The sequence below is a fragment of the Agrobacterium sp. SORGH_AS_0440 genome, assembly GCF_031453135.1.
GTDB lineage: Bacteria > Pseudomonadota > Alphaproteobacteria > Rhizobiales > Rhizobiaceae > Agrobacterium > Agrobacterium pusense.
On the sequence record NZ_JAVIYR010000002.1, the window covers coordinates 1,481,289 to 1,495,581 of the forward strand.

Annotated in this window: 13 protein-coding genes; 2 read left to right on the forward strand and 11 right to left on the reverse strand. The window is 59.1% G+C overall.

Going from position 1 to position 14,293, the window contains the following annotated elements; genetic code table 11:
- Window positions 1–35: 35 nt before the first annotated feature.
- The 3 genes from QE453_RS16565 to QE453_RS16575 form a co-directional block, all read right to left on the reverse strand.
- Window positions 36–1,346 carry a homoserine dehydrogenase gene (locus QE453_RS16565; RefSeq protein ID WP_309777491.1) on the reverse strand — a complete coding sequence of 437 codons (1,311 nt, stop codon included), beginning with the start codon at window positions 1,344–1,346 and terminating at the stop codon, window positions 36–38.
- Window positions 1,347–1,407: 61 nt separating this feature from the next.
- Complete coding sequence (locus tag QE453_RS16570; protein WP_004441943.1) at window positions 1,408–2,628, reverse strand: LL-diaminopimelate aminotransferase; 1,221 nt, start codon at window positions 2,626–2,628, stop codon at window positions 1,408–1,410.
- A 302-nt stretch (window positions 2,629–2,930) separates the two neighbouring features.
- Window positions 2,931–3,890 carry a nucleoside hydrolase gene (locus tag QE453_RS16575; protein ID WP_006697411.1) on the reverse strand — a complete coding sequence of 320 codons (960 nt, stop codon included), beginning with the start codon at window positions 3,888–3,890 and terminating at the stop codon, window positions 2,931–2,933.
- A 181-nt stretch (window positions 3,891–4,071) separates the two neighbouring features.
- On the opposite strand from QE453_RS16575, the gene QE453_RS16580 reads away from it, so the two are divergent.
- Window positions 4,072–4,875: a TSUP family transporter gene (locus QE453_RS16580; RefSeq protein WP_004441947.1), complete on the forward strand. Its 804-nt coding sequence runs from the start codon at window positions 4,072–4,074 to the stop codon at window positions 4,873–4,875.
- 53 nt (window positions 4,876–4,928) lie between these two features.
- Here QE453_RS16580 and QE453_RS16585 read toward each other — a convergent pair whose 3' ends face one another.
- The 8 genes from QE453_RS16585 to hemN form a co-directional block, all read right to left on the reverse strand.
- Window positions 4,929–5,624, reverse strand: a complete 696-nt coding sequence (locus QE453_RS16585; protein WP_006697409.1) for a hypothetical protein — start codon at window positions 5,622–5,624, stop codon at window positions 4,929–4,931.
- 279 nt (window positions 5,625–5,903) lie between these two features.
- A complete protein-coding gene (locus QE453_RS16590; RefSeq protein WP_004441952.1) occupies window positions 5,904–6,833 on the reverse strand; it encodes a lipid A biosynthesis lauroyl acyltransferase in 930 nt (309 codons plus the stop codon).
- Between the two features lie 5 nt (window positions 6,834–6,838).
- Entirely contained in the window at window positions 6,839–7,867 is a 1,029-nt protein-coding gene (locus QE453_RS16595) for a zinc-binding dehydrogenase (RefSeq protein ID WP_004441953.1), read from the reverse strand.
- A gap of 140 nt (window positions 7,868–8,007) precedes the next feature.
- Complete coding sequence (locus QE453_RS16600; RefSeq protein ID WP_022556203.1) at window positions 8,008–9,288, reverse strand: beta-ketoacyl-ACP synthase; 1,281 nt, start codon at window positions 9,286–9,288, stop codon at window positions 8,008–8,010.
- Window positions 9,289–9,299: 11 nt separating this feature from the next.
- Entirely contained in the window at window positions 9,300–10,496 is a 1,197-nt protein-coding gene (locus QE453_RS16605; protein ID WP_112765828.1) for a beta-ketoacyl-ACP synthase, read from the reverse strand.
- A gap of 209 nt (window positions 10,497–10,705) precedes the next feature.
- The gene (locus QE453_RS16610) at window positions 10,706–11,185 is read right to left on the reverse strand and encodes a 3-hydroxyacyl-ACP dehydratase FabZ family protein (RefSeq protein WP_004441960.1); all 480 of its coding nucleotides are present in this window, start codon (window positions 11,183–11,185) and stop codon (window positions 10,706–10,708) included.
- Window positions 11,186–11,273: 88 nt separating this feature from the next.
- Complete coding sequence (locus QE453_RS16615; protein ID WP_003495848.1) at window positions 11,274–11,558, reverse strand: acyl carrier protein; 285 nt, start codon at window positions 11,556–11,558, stop codon at window positions 11,274–11,276.
- Window positions 11,559–11,672: 114 nt separating this feature from the next.
- Window positions 11,673–13,022 carry an oxygen-independent coproporphyrinogen III oxidase gene (gene hemN / locus QE453_RS16620; RefSeq protein ID WP_174150942.1) on the reverse strand — a complete coding sequence of 450 codons (1,350 nt, stop codon included), beginning with the start codon at window positions 13,020–13,022 and terminating at the stop codon, window positions 11,673–11,675.
- Window positions 13,023–13,234: 212 nt separating this feature from the next.
- Between hemN and fnrN the strand changes: the two genes are divergently transcribed.
- Window positions 13,235–13,960, forward strand: a complete 726-nt coding sequence (fnrN, locus tag QE453_RS16625; RefSeq protein WP_004441967.1) for a transcriptional regulator FnrN — start codon at window positions 13,235–13,237, stop codon at window positions 13,958–13,960.
- The last annotated feature ends 333 nt before the right edge of the window (window positions 13,961–14,293 follow it).

Sequence of the window (14,293 nt, forward strand, 5' to 3'; positions counted from 1 at the left end):
CGCGGTTTTTGATCTCACGACAGTAGCGTCGCGCTTCAGGTCCGCTCGATGCGGAGGACCTGGGGCTCGCTGACGAGATATTTCTCGTTCTTGATCGCTTTTACCGCCTTGCGGATCGCATCTTCCATTGTCGCGTGCGTAACAAGGATGATTGTCTGCGGCGCGCCTTCCACGTGCACGCGCTGGCGCTGCACGATGGATTCCAGCGAAATGTTATTGTCAGCCATGCGGCTGGCGATGGAGGCGAACACACCGGCCTGATCCTTCACCGTCAGGCGGATGAAGTAACCGCCCTCGTGGCTCTTCATCTTGGCGCGGCGATAGTCCGTCAGCGATTTCGCCGGACGGCCGAGCACCGGCACACGCTGTGCACCGGGACGGCTCTTGGCGATATCGGCGATATCGCCAAGCACGGCGGATGCCGTGGCGTTGCCGCCGGCGCCTGGTCCGACCATCAGCAATTCACCGAGAATGTCGGATTCGATCGCCACGGCGTTGGTAACGCCATCGACCTGCGCGATGACGGAATCGAGCGGCACCATCGTGGGATGGACGCGCTGCTCGATACCGGATTCGGTGACCTGCGCCACGCCGAGAAGCTTGATGCGATAGCCTAGATCGGCAGCCGCCTGGATGTCCTCGATCGAAATATTGGTGATGCCTTCGAGATAAATGTCGTCGGCAGCGATCTTGTTGCCGAAGGCAAGCGTGGTCAAAATGGAAAGCTTGTGCGCGGTGTCGTTACCTTCGATATCGAAGGCGGGATCAGCCTCTGCATATCCCAGCCGCTGCGCTTCCTTCAGACAGGCCTCGAAGGACAGGCCTTCTTTCTCCATCTTTGTGAGGATGTAGTTGCAGGTGCCGTTCATGATGCCGTAGATGCGCGTCACGTGATTGCCGGTCAGCGATTCACGCAGGGCCTTGATGACGGGAATGCCGCCAGCGACCGCCGCCTCGAAGTTCAGAAGCGCGCCCTTGTCTTCGGCAATGGTCGCCAGTTCGACACCATGCTTGGCCAGCAGCGCCTTGTTGGCTGTCACCACATGGAGACCGCGCGACAGCGCTGCCCGCACCGCATTTTCGGCCTGTCCGGAAGCACCGCCGACCAGTTCGACAAACACATCGATGTCGGCTTCGCTCGCCATCTGTTCAGGCGTGTCGAACCAGGTAATACCCGTGAGATCAATGCCGCGGTCACGCGAACGATCGCGCGCGCTTACGGCAATAATCTCAATTGCGCGTCCGCAGGTAATCGCAAGTTCGTTGCTTCTCTGCTGGAGGATGCGCACGAGCGAAGCGCCGACAGTGCCGAGCCCCGCTATGCCGATTCTCAATGAATCTGCCATGGGTATGTTCCTGATTGCTGGTGATGGTGGCGGCCGAGACCCGGCCGCCCTGGGTTTGCCCTTATCTGTGGGCGTTGAGCGAAACGACGTTGTGCATCGTCTCGTCTGCTGTCGACAGGAAACGCTTCAGATTGCGCGCTGCCTGACGAATTCGATGCTCGTTTTCCACGAGCGCGAGACGGACGTAATCATCGCCCATCTCGCCGAAGCCGATGCCGGGAGCAACGGCAATATCGGCCTTCTCGACCAGGAGCTTGGAGAATTCCAGGCTGCCGAGATGGCGGAATTTTTCCGGGATCTTCGCCCAGGCGAACATGGTGGCCGCCGGCGGCGGTACTTCGAAGCCCGCCTTGCCGAAGGTGTCGACCATGACATCGCGACGGCGGCGATAGACATTGCGCACTTCGGCAATGTCCGAGCCGTCACCGTTCAGTGCATGGGTCGCAGCAACCTGGATGGGTGTGAAGGCGCCGTAATCGAGATAGGACTTCACGCGGGTCAGCGCCGCGATCAGCCGCTCGTTGCCAACGGCAAAGCCCATGCGCCAGCCGGGCATGGAAAACGTCTTCGACATGGAAGTGAATTCCACCGCAACGTCGATCGCACCGGGAACCTCGAGAACGGAGGGCGGCGGATTGCTTTCGTCGAAATAGATTTCCGAATAGGCAAGGTCGGAAAGCACGATGATCTCGTGCTTCTTCGCAAAGGCGATGACGTCCTTGTAGAAATCGAGCGACGCGACATGCGCCGTCGGGTTCGAAGGATAATTGACGATCAGCGCCAGCGGCTTCGGAATGGAGTGGCGCACGGCGCGCTCCAGCGGCCCGAAGAAGCTGTCGTCAGGCTCGACATTCATCGAGCGGATAACGCCGCCCGCCATCAGGAAGCCGAAGGCATGGATCGGATAGGTGGGGTTCGGACACAGGATCACGTCACCCGGCGCGGTGATGGCCTGCGCCATGTTGGCGAAACCTTCCTTGGAGCCGAGCGTGGCGACGACCTGCGTGTCGGGGTTCAGCTTAACGCCGAAGCGGCGGGCATAATAGGCCGCCTGCGCGCGGCGAAGACCGGGAATGCCCTTGGACGAGGAATAACGATGGGTACGCGGGTCCTGAACGACCTCGCAAAGTTTGTCGACGATGGCCTTCGGGGTCGGAAGGTCGGGATTGCCCATGCCGAGATCGATGATATCGGCCCCGGCCGCTCGCGCGCTCGCTTTCAAACGGTTGACCTGTTCGAAGACGTATTGCGGCAGACGCCGGACCTTGTGAAACTCTTCCATCTCTTTCCTCATGGGAATGGACCGGTTCTTACGGTCCATAACGAAGGTTCGTTTTTGTTGTTAAACGCCGCCGACACGAACCGACCCGGCAGGCGTTATTCATTGTAGCGCAAAGCACGGGAAAACCCACAAGGGTTTTCTCGGGCCAACGCCGCCTAGCGGTGATCCGCCCTTCCTACCGGCACCGCCTTTTCAAGCCCTCCGGCAAGGCGGATCGCGCACTATGATCAGGGAACTTGCATAACGCCAGATTCTGGGAAAATGCAAGGCAAGCCATGCTCAAGAACGGCCATTCCTGTCGTTCAGCCGCGCTCGCCCTTCACAATTGCCGCGCGGATGACCGAAAGCACGCGCTCCGGCTTGATATCCGTGCAGACCAGCTGGCTCGGATGCCCGTCCCAGTCGCCCGGCGGAAAGGCGCGTCCGTCCGGCTTCTGGATGGTCTGGCCGTCGGCAAGGCCGCCGCAGACGACGCGCACCGGGCCGCTGCGGGTGGTAAACAGTTCCGGCGCGACGAGATAAACACAGGCGCAGCTGTCGTGCACCACCATGCCGTCACCGGTGCGGGTCTTGTAGAAATCGATGTAGAATTGCGACAGGTCCGAAAGCAGCTGCACCGGCTTGCCGCCCGCCTCTGCCATCTCAGCCATGAAGGCGCTGGTCATCACGGTTTTTGTCGTGACATCGAGACCGACAACAACCACGCGCCACGGCGCGGTGAAGACAAGATCGGCCGCTTCCGGATCGCCATGAATATTGGCCTCGGCCGCCGGCGAGACATTGCCGTTGATGTCGAAGGCGCCGCCCATGACGATGACTTCCTTCACCAGCGCCGCGAAATCAGGTTCTTCGCGCAAAGCCAGCGCCAGATTGGTCATGCGGCCAACGGCAATAAGCGTCACTTCACCGGGATTGGCCTTAACCGTCTCGATGATGAAGCGATGCGCGGGCCGCGGGTCGAGCGGCAGGTCAATGGCCGATGGAATGTCGATATCGCCAAGGCCGTTTTCACCATGGATAAAGGTCGGCCAGTGGCCTTCCTTGCGGGCCGGATCGAAGGTCACGCCCGCCCCTTTCGCGACCGGCGCGGTCATCTGCCATTCCCGCTTGAGGAAAAGCGCATTGCGGGTGGTGATGTCGATGGGCGCATTGCCGAAAACGGTGGTGACGCCGATCAGATCGATATCGGGGTGGCGGTGCAGGAACAGAAGCGCCATGGCGTCATCCACACCGGGGTCCGTATCGAATATCACTTTATGCATAATGCCCTCATCCACATGTGTCAGGCGCCATCCGTCGTTCCGGCGACGCGCCACGGAAACATAACGATAAGCGGCCACACCGCAATCCCCTGCCCGTTGCGGGATGCAGAGAAAGAGATTGCGCCATGGCCCTTTCGGTGAAAGAAGAAGCCCTCTCCTTCCGCCCGCCCGGACATATCAAGTGCAAGACATCGCCCTCAACGTTTTCCTCGTCCTCTTCTGCGTCGCCATTTTCGCCGGCTTTATCGATTCCATTGCCGGCGGCGGTGGCCTCATCACCATTCCGGCAATGATGATCATGGGAATACCGCCACTCGATACGCTTGGCACGAACAAGCTGCAGGCACAGTTCGGTTCGGCCTCCGCTACTCTCGCTTACGCAAGACGTGGCCATGTCAATCTGAAAGAGCAATTGCCGATGGGGTTGATGGCGATGGCCGGCGGAATGCTGGGGGCGCTGACGGCCGCCTTCGTGCCTGCCGATCTTCTGCGCACCATCATGCCCTTCCTGCTGATCGCCATAGCGATCTATTTCGCCTTCAAGCCACAGCTCAGCGATGTAGACAGCCATCGCCGCATCACACCGCTGGTGTTCGGATTTACCGCCGCGCCGCTGATCGGCTTTTATGACGGCGTCTTCGGTCCGGGCGCCGGTTCCTTTTACATGCTCGCCTTCGTGGCACTTGCCGGTTTTGGCATGCTGAAGGCGACAGCCCATACCAAGCTTCTCAATCTGGGCTCCAATTTCGGCGGGTTCGTCGTCTTCGCGATGGGCGGCGCGGTTTTGTGGAAGCTTGGACTGGCAATGGGGTTCGGCCAATTCATCGGGGCGCAGATCGGGTCGCGTTTCGCCATGAAAAACGGCGCGAAGATCATCCGCCCGCTTCTGGTTCTGTCGTGTCTGGCCATGGCGACGAAGCTTCTGATTGACGCCTCGTCCGCCTGGTCCATCGCCACGATCTGGGAAACCGTCTTCCCGAAATGAGGGACTGATCGGGCGCGTTCAGCCCGTCCTTCGGATATCGGGGGAGCTTGGGGTCAACCCGCAGCGCGGCGCCTGCGATCGGCAATTTCGCGGATGACCACCATGGCACCCACGAGCTTGTAGGCGGAAGAGTAACAAGGCGACATTTCGAGCGACTTGACGATTGTGCGACCGTTCTGGTCTTCCGCATAGGTATATTTCGACGTATCGCCTTTGAAGCAATTATCGAGCTTTTCCCTGAGTGCGTTCTGGAAACGGTGGACACCGACGAGTTCGGCGATGTGGCAGCCGACGAGCCCTTCCGGCGCATTACGCTGGAAGGCGTCGAGCGCATTGGCAAAGGACACGCGGTAACCGGGGGACACGATGACGACAGGCTCATCGAGATCGTTGAGCATATCTTCATCGAGGATCAGATGGCGGTGGTGCCATTCGAGGCTGTCTGCATCTTCGTCACCGATCACTTTCGCCTTGAGCGGCATGCCGACGTAACGGTCGACGAGCGTTCGCAGAAGTTCGGAATTGCGCTGCACGCAGCCAAGGTCTTCCGCCTCGTGGTTGAGGAGATCGATAGCAAAACGGAACTGCTCGCGAATGTCTTCGGAGCTTTCGGTCTTGCGTCCGACGACGCGCTCGAGAAGCTGCTCCAGTTCACGCTCCAGCACTGCGATCTTGTCGGCCTCGTTTTTACCAACAGCAGATTGCAGTTCCGTATAACGCAGCCAGAACAGCTCAATCAAATCTTTCAACCCAACTCTCCCTGAACGGGCAAACATCCCGATCCTAATCCGAAAGGATAGACCAATTATCCCTGATAATAGCGTCTCCGCGCTTAAAAATGACGTAACGAAGCACGAAAACACGGCGGGGACTGTTGTTCAAAATATCACAGCCGCTGCTATTTTTTCAATTTCGATAATCCATGAACGAAAAATGAGGTTCCACTACTATGGAAAAATTTCGAAAAGCACAGTTCCTGCGCCTGATTTTGTGAAAATTGCTCTGAAAGCACGAGCCAGCCGGCATCCTCAAATCTGGTGCTTAACGTCCCACCGGTCGTGATACCACAGCCATTGGCCGGGATATTCGCGCACCCAGCTCTCCACCTTGTCGTTCAGAAGCTGCGCCGTCGCCTGAATGTCGACATTGCCCTTGTCATCGCGCGGTATCTCAACCTTTGGTTCGATTTCCAGCCGGTAGCGATTATCGGGCAGGCGCACGCAACGGGCAGGATAGACATCGCAATTGAACTGCCGCACCAGCTTGGCGAGAAGCGGATTGGTGCGAACCTCAAGTCCGAAGAACTTCGTCGTCAGTCCCTTGCCGAATTTCTGGTCGACGAGCACACCGACACCACCGCCCTTTTCCAGCTGCCGCGCCAGCGCGAAGGAGGAGCCGGCATGCGAGGGCACAAGATTGCCCATGCGCTCCTTGCGGAAACTGAACACTTTCTCGGCCACAAAGGGATTGTTCGGTGGCCGGAACAGCACCGTCACATCGAGACCGAAAGCCGAGCCGGCAACCGGCAGCAGTTCGAAATTGCCGCTATGGGCGGTAAAGACGATGAAAGGCCGCGGATTGTCGCGCAGCTCGAGGAAGGTCGGGATGCCCTGGACCTCGATGCGTCCCGGCTCGTTCTTTTCCGGATCGAAATCGAACAGCCGGTCGAGAAAGACATATTCCGCCGCCAGCCGACCCATATTGGCCCAGCTGTCCATGGCGATCTCGAGCCGCTCTTGTTCGGACTTCTCCGGAAAGGCGCGCGCCAGATTATGGAGCATCAGCTTGTGGCGGCCGGTTTTCGGCCCCACGAAACGTGCCAGTCTGTCAGCGGCGCGAATGCCCGCATCGGCGGGAAAGAGCTTCAGCAGGTTGAGAAGGCCGAAGGCGAATGTCGCAATCAGCCACTGCCGGAAGTGGTCCAGTTTCAGGACGATCCGTGTCAGGAACAGCTTCAAGATGCTCAGTCCATCCGCAGCACGATCTTGCCGAACACCTGACGCGTCTCCATGCGCTCCAGCGCCCGGTCGATATCGTCAAAGGTCACTTCGGTGTCGATGACCGGATGCACGATGCCACGCGCCATCTTCTGCATGGCGTTGGCCATGTTCTCCATACGGCAGCCGAAGGAGCCGAGCAGTTTCAGCTGCTGCTGGAACAGCATCATCAGGTTGATGTCGGTGGAAACACCGGATGTGGAACCGCAGGTGACGAGACGACCGCCGCGCTTCAGCGAGAACATCGAACCCGCCCAGGTATCCTTGCCGACATGCTCGAACACGACGTCGACGCCCTTCTTTTTCGTCAGCTTGCGCACGACGCCTTCGAAACGGTCTGTGCGATAGTTGATCACATGATCGGCCCCGAGCGCCTTCGCCCGTTCGATCTTATCATCGGAACCGACTGTCGTGATGACGGTGCACCCCATCTTCTTCGCAAGCTGGATTGCCGCCGTGCCGATGCCCGAACCGCCGGCGTGAATGAGGATGGTTTCGCCGGACTCCAGCTTGGCATTGTCGAACAGCATGTGCTCGACCGTGCCGAACGTCACCGGCGCAAGAGCAGCACCGACGGCGTCGACGCCATGCGGCGCAGGCACGAGCTGGCGGGCGGGAATGTTGATCTTTTCCTGCGCGAAACCGTCGAGATGGAAACCGTGCACGCCCTGGACATGTTCGCACAGATTGTCACGGCCTTCGCGGCAGGGTTTGCACAGCCCGCAGGTGCGCGCGCCATAGATCGCGACCAGCTGGCCGGGCAGCACGTTGGATACGCCCGGACCGATGGCTTCCACCACACCCGAGGCTTCCGCACCGATTGTGAGCGGCATCTTGCGCTTGGCGAAAGCCATGCCGCGCCAGCCCCAAACATCGATGTGGTTGAGCGCCACGGCCTTGACGCGCAGCGTTACCTCGCCCGGCGCCGGCGCATCCGGTTCGGGCAGATCCACTTTTTCGAGCTTCCGGTCGTCGACGAGTTGAAGAGCGCGCATATATCAGTCCTTCGCCCGAAGGCGTTATCTAAAATCATTCCAGCAAAACTCTGTAACGGTTTTGCGGCTGGAATGCGAAATCAAAGAAACGGGCGCGTTTCCGCAAGTCATTCGGAAACGCCCCTGTTGTAACGAACCGGTTAAGCCGGTTCCCGCGTCATGACAAGGCTTGCATTCTGCCCGCCGAACCCGAAGGAATTCGACAGAACCGCACCCACCTCGGCATCCCGCTTCACATTCGGCACCACGTCGAGCGTGATGGTCGGATCGGGATTGTTATAATTGATTGTTGGTGGCAGCGTGCCGGTCAGCATGGTCTGCAGCGAGAACACCGCTTCCACAGCACCTGCGGCGGTCAGCGTATGGCCGATCATCGACTTGTTGGACGACAGCGGAATGTTCTTCAGGCCTTCACCGAAGACCGCAAGCATCGAGCCATATTCCATCTTGTCGTTCTCAGGCGTCGAGGTGCCGTGGGCGTTGATATAACCGATATCGCTTTCGGCCACGCCCGCATCGGCCAGTGCCGCACGGATCGTCGCAATCGCCGGGCCGCCATCGGGCGAAGAGCGTGTACGGTGGAAGCTGTCAGCCTTTTCCCCTGCACCCTTGATGATGCCCAGCACCTTGGCGCCGCGAGCGACGGCGGCTTCGAGCGATTCCAGCACCAGCGTTGCGGCACCTTCGGCGATCACGAAACCATCGCGGTCCTTGCTGAACGGCTTGGAAGCCTTTTCCGGCGGGTCGTTCTGGGTCGAAAGGGCAGACAGTAGCGAAAAGCGGATCAACGCCTCGGCACTGACAGAACCATCGGTCGCGACCGTCAAAGCCCGTTCGGCGCGGCCCTGTCGGATGGCCTCGACGCCCAGCTGGATCGCGGTCGCGCCGGATGCACAGGCGGTCGACAGGGTAACCGGCAGACCGCGCGTACCGAAACGGTCAGACAGACGCTCGGAGATGGCACCAAACAGCGCTGCTTCCTGGAATGCCGGATCGGGACGCTGACGGAAGGCCGTCAGGAACCGCTCATAGGCATCACCCGGCTGGGCGGCTGGCGGAGAGCGGTCGGCAAGCTCGAAACGGGCACTCCATTCCGGTTCGATCGGCGGCGCTGCGAGAAACAGCGGGCCGTCAAAGTCACCGGAAATGCCGGCCTGCGCCAGCGCCTCGATGGTGGTTTCGCGCGCGAAGGCATAGGAACGTTCGACGGAATTCGGAACCGGAATATCGATGAAATCCACCGTGCCGCTGATCCGGGTCGAAAGCCCTTCAGTCGGGAAACGGGTGATTTTGTGAATGCCTGACTTACCCGAGGTCAGCGCCGCCCAGTTATCGGCAAGCCCCTGACCGAGCGAGGTAATGATGCCCATGCCGGTGACGGCGACGATCGGGCGACCGAGATGATCCTTAAAATTGGTCATGGTCTTTCTCCTCACACGTCACGGGACAGAACGGCGACACCTTCGCCGCGGACATGGCCAACAGTGGTGACGACAGCCTCGGTCGCCGCCTCGCCCATTGGCTTTTCCGCATTCGCGTCGAAGGTAGGAACCTTGGCACCGCTTTCAAGCGTCAGCGCCGCCAGAGCGAGCCCGAGCGGAAACTGCGCCTCAAGTCCATGGCCCGTGACACCGCCGAAACCGCGGATGGCAGCCTTCGGCAAGGTCTTTTCGAGAATATCCTTCTCACGGGCCGTAACGCCGTCATAACCGCTGGCGCCGGAGAAGACGACGGTCGCGGCGCTGTCCGTTGCCGGGGCCAGCAGACGCTCCATGCGCTTTTCCATTTTGCCGTCGTCGCGGCTGCCGCGATCACCTTCGATGGCGTCGATGCGGGCATAGATGCGCGCGCCGCGCTCGCTGGCATGCTTGCGTGATTCCAGCACGAGGAAGGCTCCGAGCGAGCCGGAAACCATGCCGCCGCCTTCCTGGCCTTCGCGCGACCACAGGGGCTGCCATTCGCCCTGCGCATGCGCGCCGATGGCTTCGAACAGCAGGATCATGTCTGGACGTTCGGCAGAGAAGGCGCCGCCCACGAGGGCGTGGCTCGATTCGCCCGAACGAATGCGATGGAACGCGGTTTCGACGGCGGAAATGCCGGCCGCTTCTTCGCCCATGAAGGTCCGGGAAGAGCCGGTGACCTTGTGCACGATGGAGATATTGCCGGCCATCAGGTTGGAAAGCTGGGCGAGAAACAGCGTCGGGCGCAGTTCCGTCGTCAGCTTTTCATTCAGCAGCTTTTCGCGGTCGTTGCGCTTCAAAGCCTCGTCAACGATCAGCGTATCGACATTGATGTCGCGCTCGCCGCCGCCGGCAGCAACGATCATATCCATGGTGGCGCAGGCTTCGGCATTTTCCTTCAAGCCGGCATCATCAAGTGCAAGACCGGCGGCAAAAACGCCGAGACGCTGCCAGTTTTCCATCTGGCGCTGGTCGCCGCGCTTGGCGATCTGTGCCGACCAGTCGATCTCGGGCATGGGATGAACCGGATATGGCTTGAATTTTTCCGTCTCGACAATCGTCGCCGGCGCGGCGGTTCCCGAAAGAAGCGCCACATGCGCCTGGCTGCCAACGCCGTGACAGGTCACGATGCCGACCCCTGTTATCACCACATCATTGTCAGATTTCATCGTCTGTCATCCTTTGCAGCCGGCCCCGCCGAAACGGTCACGGCTATCCAACAGCGGTTGCGAACAACCACTTCATGCGTTGCGGAATAAAGCGCGCGGTGCGGATTGGCAATGGCGAAGACCCGATCCACCGTCGCGAGCCCACGATTTTCGTGCATCAAAACCGGGCCGACAGGAAAAACTGTCTTCTCCGAAACGAATGAAAAAGCTTATTTCCGTGCATCGGCGGCAATCGCCGCCATCAGGCCAACTTCTTCCGCCCGCTTCTTGACGATAGGCCCAAGCGGGATCTCGCTGAAGGGCATGGTGCGCAGTTTCAGCTGCGCGTCGCAGACCTTCTTGCCATCGGAGGTGATCTTTGCCTTGGTAACCGCAAAGCCCGAACCGTCATGCTCAAGCACTGCCTCGATGTCGAGAACAGCACCCGGCTCCACGAAAGTCCGCATCTTGGCGCCATCGACCGACATCAGGAACGGCATGGACGCGAAATCGGAAAATGCCAGAACCAGCATGCCGGAGGCCTGCGCCATTGTCTCGATCAGAAGCACACCCGGAACCAGCGGCATGCCGGGGAAATGGCCTTCGAAAACAGGGCTTTTATCGGGAACAACGGACCGCGCCTTCAACGTGCGCGCCGTCATGTCCACGGCCTCGACCTTGTCGATCATCTGGAAATATTCAAGCAGCATCCGTCCGGCCCGTCTCTGGTCGGTTAGTCATGGTTTGCCCGCAGGCGGCATCAAAAGAAAATGCCCGCCGGAAGCGGGCACCGTCACGTCAGCCCTTGGCCGCGCGCAATTCGTCAATCTTGGCGCAAAGGTTCTTCAGCACGAAGTATTCTTCCGTGGAAACCTTGCCTTCATTGACTTCCTGCGTCCACTGCTCGAGTGGAATCTTGATGCCGAATTCCTTGTCGATCGCGAAAACGATATCAAGAAAGTCGAGGCTGTCGATGCCCAGATCGTCGATCGTGTGGCTCTCCGGCGTAATGGTTTCGCGGTCGATTTCGCTGGTTTCGGCGATAATGTCGGCAACCTTGTCGAATGTAGCTGTCACGCCCATAATCCTTATTGTCGTTCGTATGAATTATTCTTTCTGACGCACCACATAGGCAAGTCGCACAAAAAAGCCAATGGTTTCGTGACGTAACTTTGAAATTTGCCCCAAAACTGTTGCCTAAACAGCAACCGAATGACGGCCGCGCCCATTGCCGAGATAGGTATCGAAGATTGCCGCAATATTACGTACAAACGGCCTTCCCACCTCCGTCACGGCAAAAATATCGGCATCCAGCCGCACCAGACCGTCCCTGTCGCCTGCGGCAAACTGCTGCGCCTGGTCCCTCACGGAATGGCTCACCTTACCGAAACGGTGCTGCAAGTCCGAAAGATCGATAGAGAAATCGCACATCAACCTTTCGATCACATGCGAGCGCAGATGATCGTCCTGCGACAACTCAATGCCCTTCACAGCGGCAAGACCGCCCTCACCCACCATGCGCTGATATTCACCGGTTGCCACCATGTTCTGCACATAGCCCTGCGGCAGCCGGCCGATGGATGATGCGCCAAGCCCGATCAGCGCATCGGCATTATCGGTCGTGTAGCCCTGAAAATTGCGGCGCAGGGCACCCGCCTGGGCGGCCTGGGATAATGTGTCGGTCGCCCGGGCAAAATGATCGATGCCGATCTGGCTGTATCCGGCCTGCCTCAGCATCTCCCCCGCCATCGTCATCTGGCGGTAGCGTTCGGTAACATCGGGCAGCGCATGTTCGGGGATCAGCGACTGGTGTTTTTTCATCCAGGGAACATGGGCATAGCCAAAAAGCGCGATGCGATCAGGGTCAAGCGATACGATCTGATCGACCGTTGTTTTCAGTGTCTCGCATGTCTGGAACGGCAGCCCGTAAAGAATGTCGCAATTGACTGAGTGAACGCCCCTCGCCCGCACGGCGTCCACCACGGATTTCGTCTGCTCGAAAGACTGGATGCGGTTGATGGTTTTTTGCACTTTGTCATCAAAATCCTGCACCCCGAGGCTCGCCCGCGACATGCCGATGGCGGCAAGCGCGTCATAGCGGCTGTCATCCAGATCGTTGGGGTCCATCTCGACGCTGATCTCGGGTGCAAGACCGAAGGTGAAGTGACGCCGCAGACAGTCCATCAGGTCCTGCATGTCCTGCGGGTCAAGCATGGTCGGCGAGCCGCCGCCGAAATGCACGGCACTCACCACGGCGTCAGGCGAAACAAGTGCGCCGACCGCAGCAATTTCCTGCTTAAGTGCTTCAAGATAAATAGCAATCGGCTCGTATTTCAGCGTGTGCTTGGTATGGCAGGCACAGAACCAGCAAAGCCGGTCGCAATAGGGAATATGCACGTAAAGCGACAGGCGATTCCTGTGACCGAGTGCGCCGAGCCAGCCGCGATAGGTCGTATTATCGATTCCCTCGTGGAAATGCGGCGCGGTCGGATAGCTCGTGTAACGCGGGACTGCCCCGGAATATTTGTGAAGAAGGTCGATATTCATCACCCGATTTGCCTTTTATCAAGAAAATGTCGATTTCCCCTCTTTCAGTAGCGGCTGCGACAGTTTGCAACTTTGACTTCAATCAAATTGAGCCATAAGTTCTTGCTAAAGTAGACGCGGGGACGACGGCTACAGCGCACACGCCTTTAAAGAGACCGGATTTGATATCCAGGGTCGCAATCGTCCCGCAAAGCCAGCATTGGAAAAGGCTTATGGACACGCTGCAGAAGACCATCCACAATTCGGAAGAGCCGGTTGTTTGCCGCTCCTGCGAGGCGCGTCACGGCGGTCTTTGCAGCACGCTGACACCGCAGCAGCTTTGCGATCTGAACCGCCATTCCAGCCGCAAAAAGCTGGAGGCGGGCAATGAGCTTCTCGGCCAGGGCGAGCTCGTCACCTCCTACGGCAATATCCTGAATGGCGTGGTAAAGCTGTCGAAAATGATGTCGGATGGCCGCCAGCAGATCGTCGGCCTGCAATTCGCACCGGATTTTCTTGGCCGTCCGTTCATGGCGGAAAGCAAGATGACGGCGGAAGCCGCAACCGATGTGGAAATATGCCTCTTTCCGCGCCGCGTCGTCGACCGCATGGTCTCCGAAGTGCCTGATATGGAACGCAAGCTGCACAGCCAGTCACTCAAGGAACTGGACGAGGCACGTGACTGGATGCTGACACTGGGGCGCAAATCGGCGCAGGAAAAGGTTGCCAGCTTCCTTTATATGATCGCCACCCATATCGATCCGGAAAACGACGACAAGTCATGCTTCGACCTGCCGCTCTCGCGTGCCGACATTGCCGATTTCCTCGGTCTCACCATCGAGACCGTTAGCCGGCAAATGACAAAGCTGCGAAAGGAAGGCATTATCCGCATCGAGAACAACCGTCACATCACCGTGCCCGATCTCGATGCGCTGAGTGAAGCGGCAGGCAACGACTGACAGCCGCCCCCTAGATCATCGCCCCTGAAGTGCGGACGTTCCGAAATTGATGTGCGGCGCCCGCGCCTGAGCTGGTGCGAGCGCAAAACCGGCAAGGACCAGCAAAGCGGCGATGCATTTCATGATATTTCACCCTGTGCGCCGCTTTTTCAGCGGCCTGTTTGTTATGGCTGCACCATAAGCTGCAAACCGCATCCATCCGCTTAACATCTTCGGTAAGCGGAAGGTTCAAATGCAGGGTAAAGAAGGAGTTATGATTGCCGGGCCGACAGGACCTTCAGCCGTGATTGTCGCTGTAGGATGTTCGGCATCCCCGCTTGTTTCTTCTCCCCG

Bases quoted from the DNA above. Each gene is read 5' to 3' on its own strand.
- QE453_RS16605 (WP_112765828.1), bottom strand. From the start codon at position 10,496: ATGAAATCTGACAATGATGTGGTGATAACAGGGGTCGGCATCGTGACC.
- QE453_RS16615 (WP_003495848.1), bottom strand. From the start codon at position 11,558: ATGGGCGTGACAGCTACATTCGACAAGGTTGCCGACATTATCGCCGAA.
- QE453_RS16595 (WP_004441953.1), bottom strand. From the start codon at position 7,867: ATGCGCGCTCTTCAACTCGTCGACGACCGGAAGCTCGAAAAAGTGGAT.
- QE453_RS16565 (WP_309777491.1), bottom strand. From the start codon at position 1,346: ATGGCAGATTCATTGAGAATCGGCATAGCGGGGCTCGGCACTGTCGGC.
- hemN (WP_174150942.1), bottom strand. From the start codon at position 13,022: ATGAATATCGACCTTCTTCACAAATATTCCGGGGCAGTCCCGCGTTAC.
- QE453_RS16570 (WP_004441943.1), bottom strand. From the start codon at position 2,628: ATGGAAGAGTTTCACAAGGTCCGGCGTCTGCCGCAATACGTCTTCGAA.
- QE453_RS16610 (WP_004441960.1), bottom strand. From the start codon at position 11,185: ATGCTGCTTGAATATTTCCAGATGATCGACAAGGTCGAGGCCGTGGAC.
- QE453_RS16575 (WP_006697411.1), bottom strand. From the start codon at position 3,890: ATGCATAAAGTGATATTCGATACGGACCCCGGTGTGGATGACGCCATG.
- fnrN (WP_004441967.1), top strand. From the start codon at position 13,235: ATGGACACGCTGCAGAAGACCATCCACAATTCGGAAGAGCCGGTTGTT.
- QE453_RS16600 (WP_022556203.1), bottom strand. From the start codon at position 9,288: ATGACCAATTTTAAGGATCATCTCGGTCGCCCGATCGTCGCCGTCACC.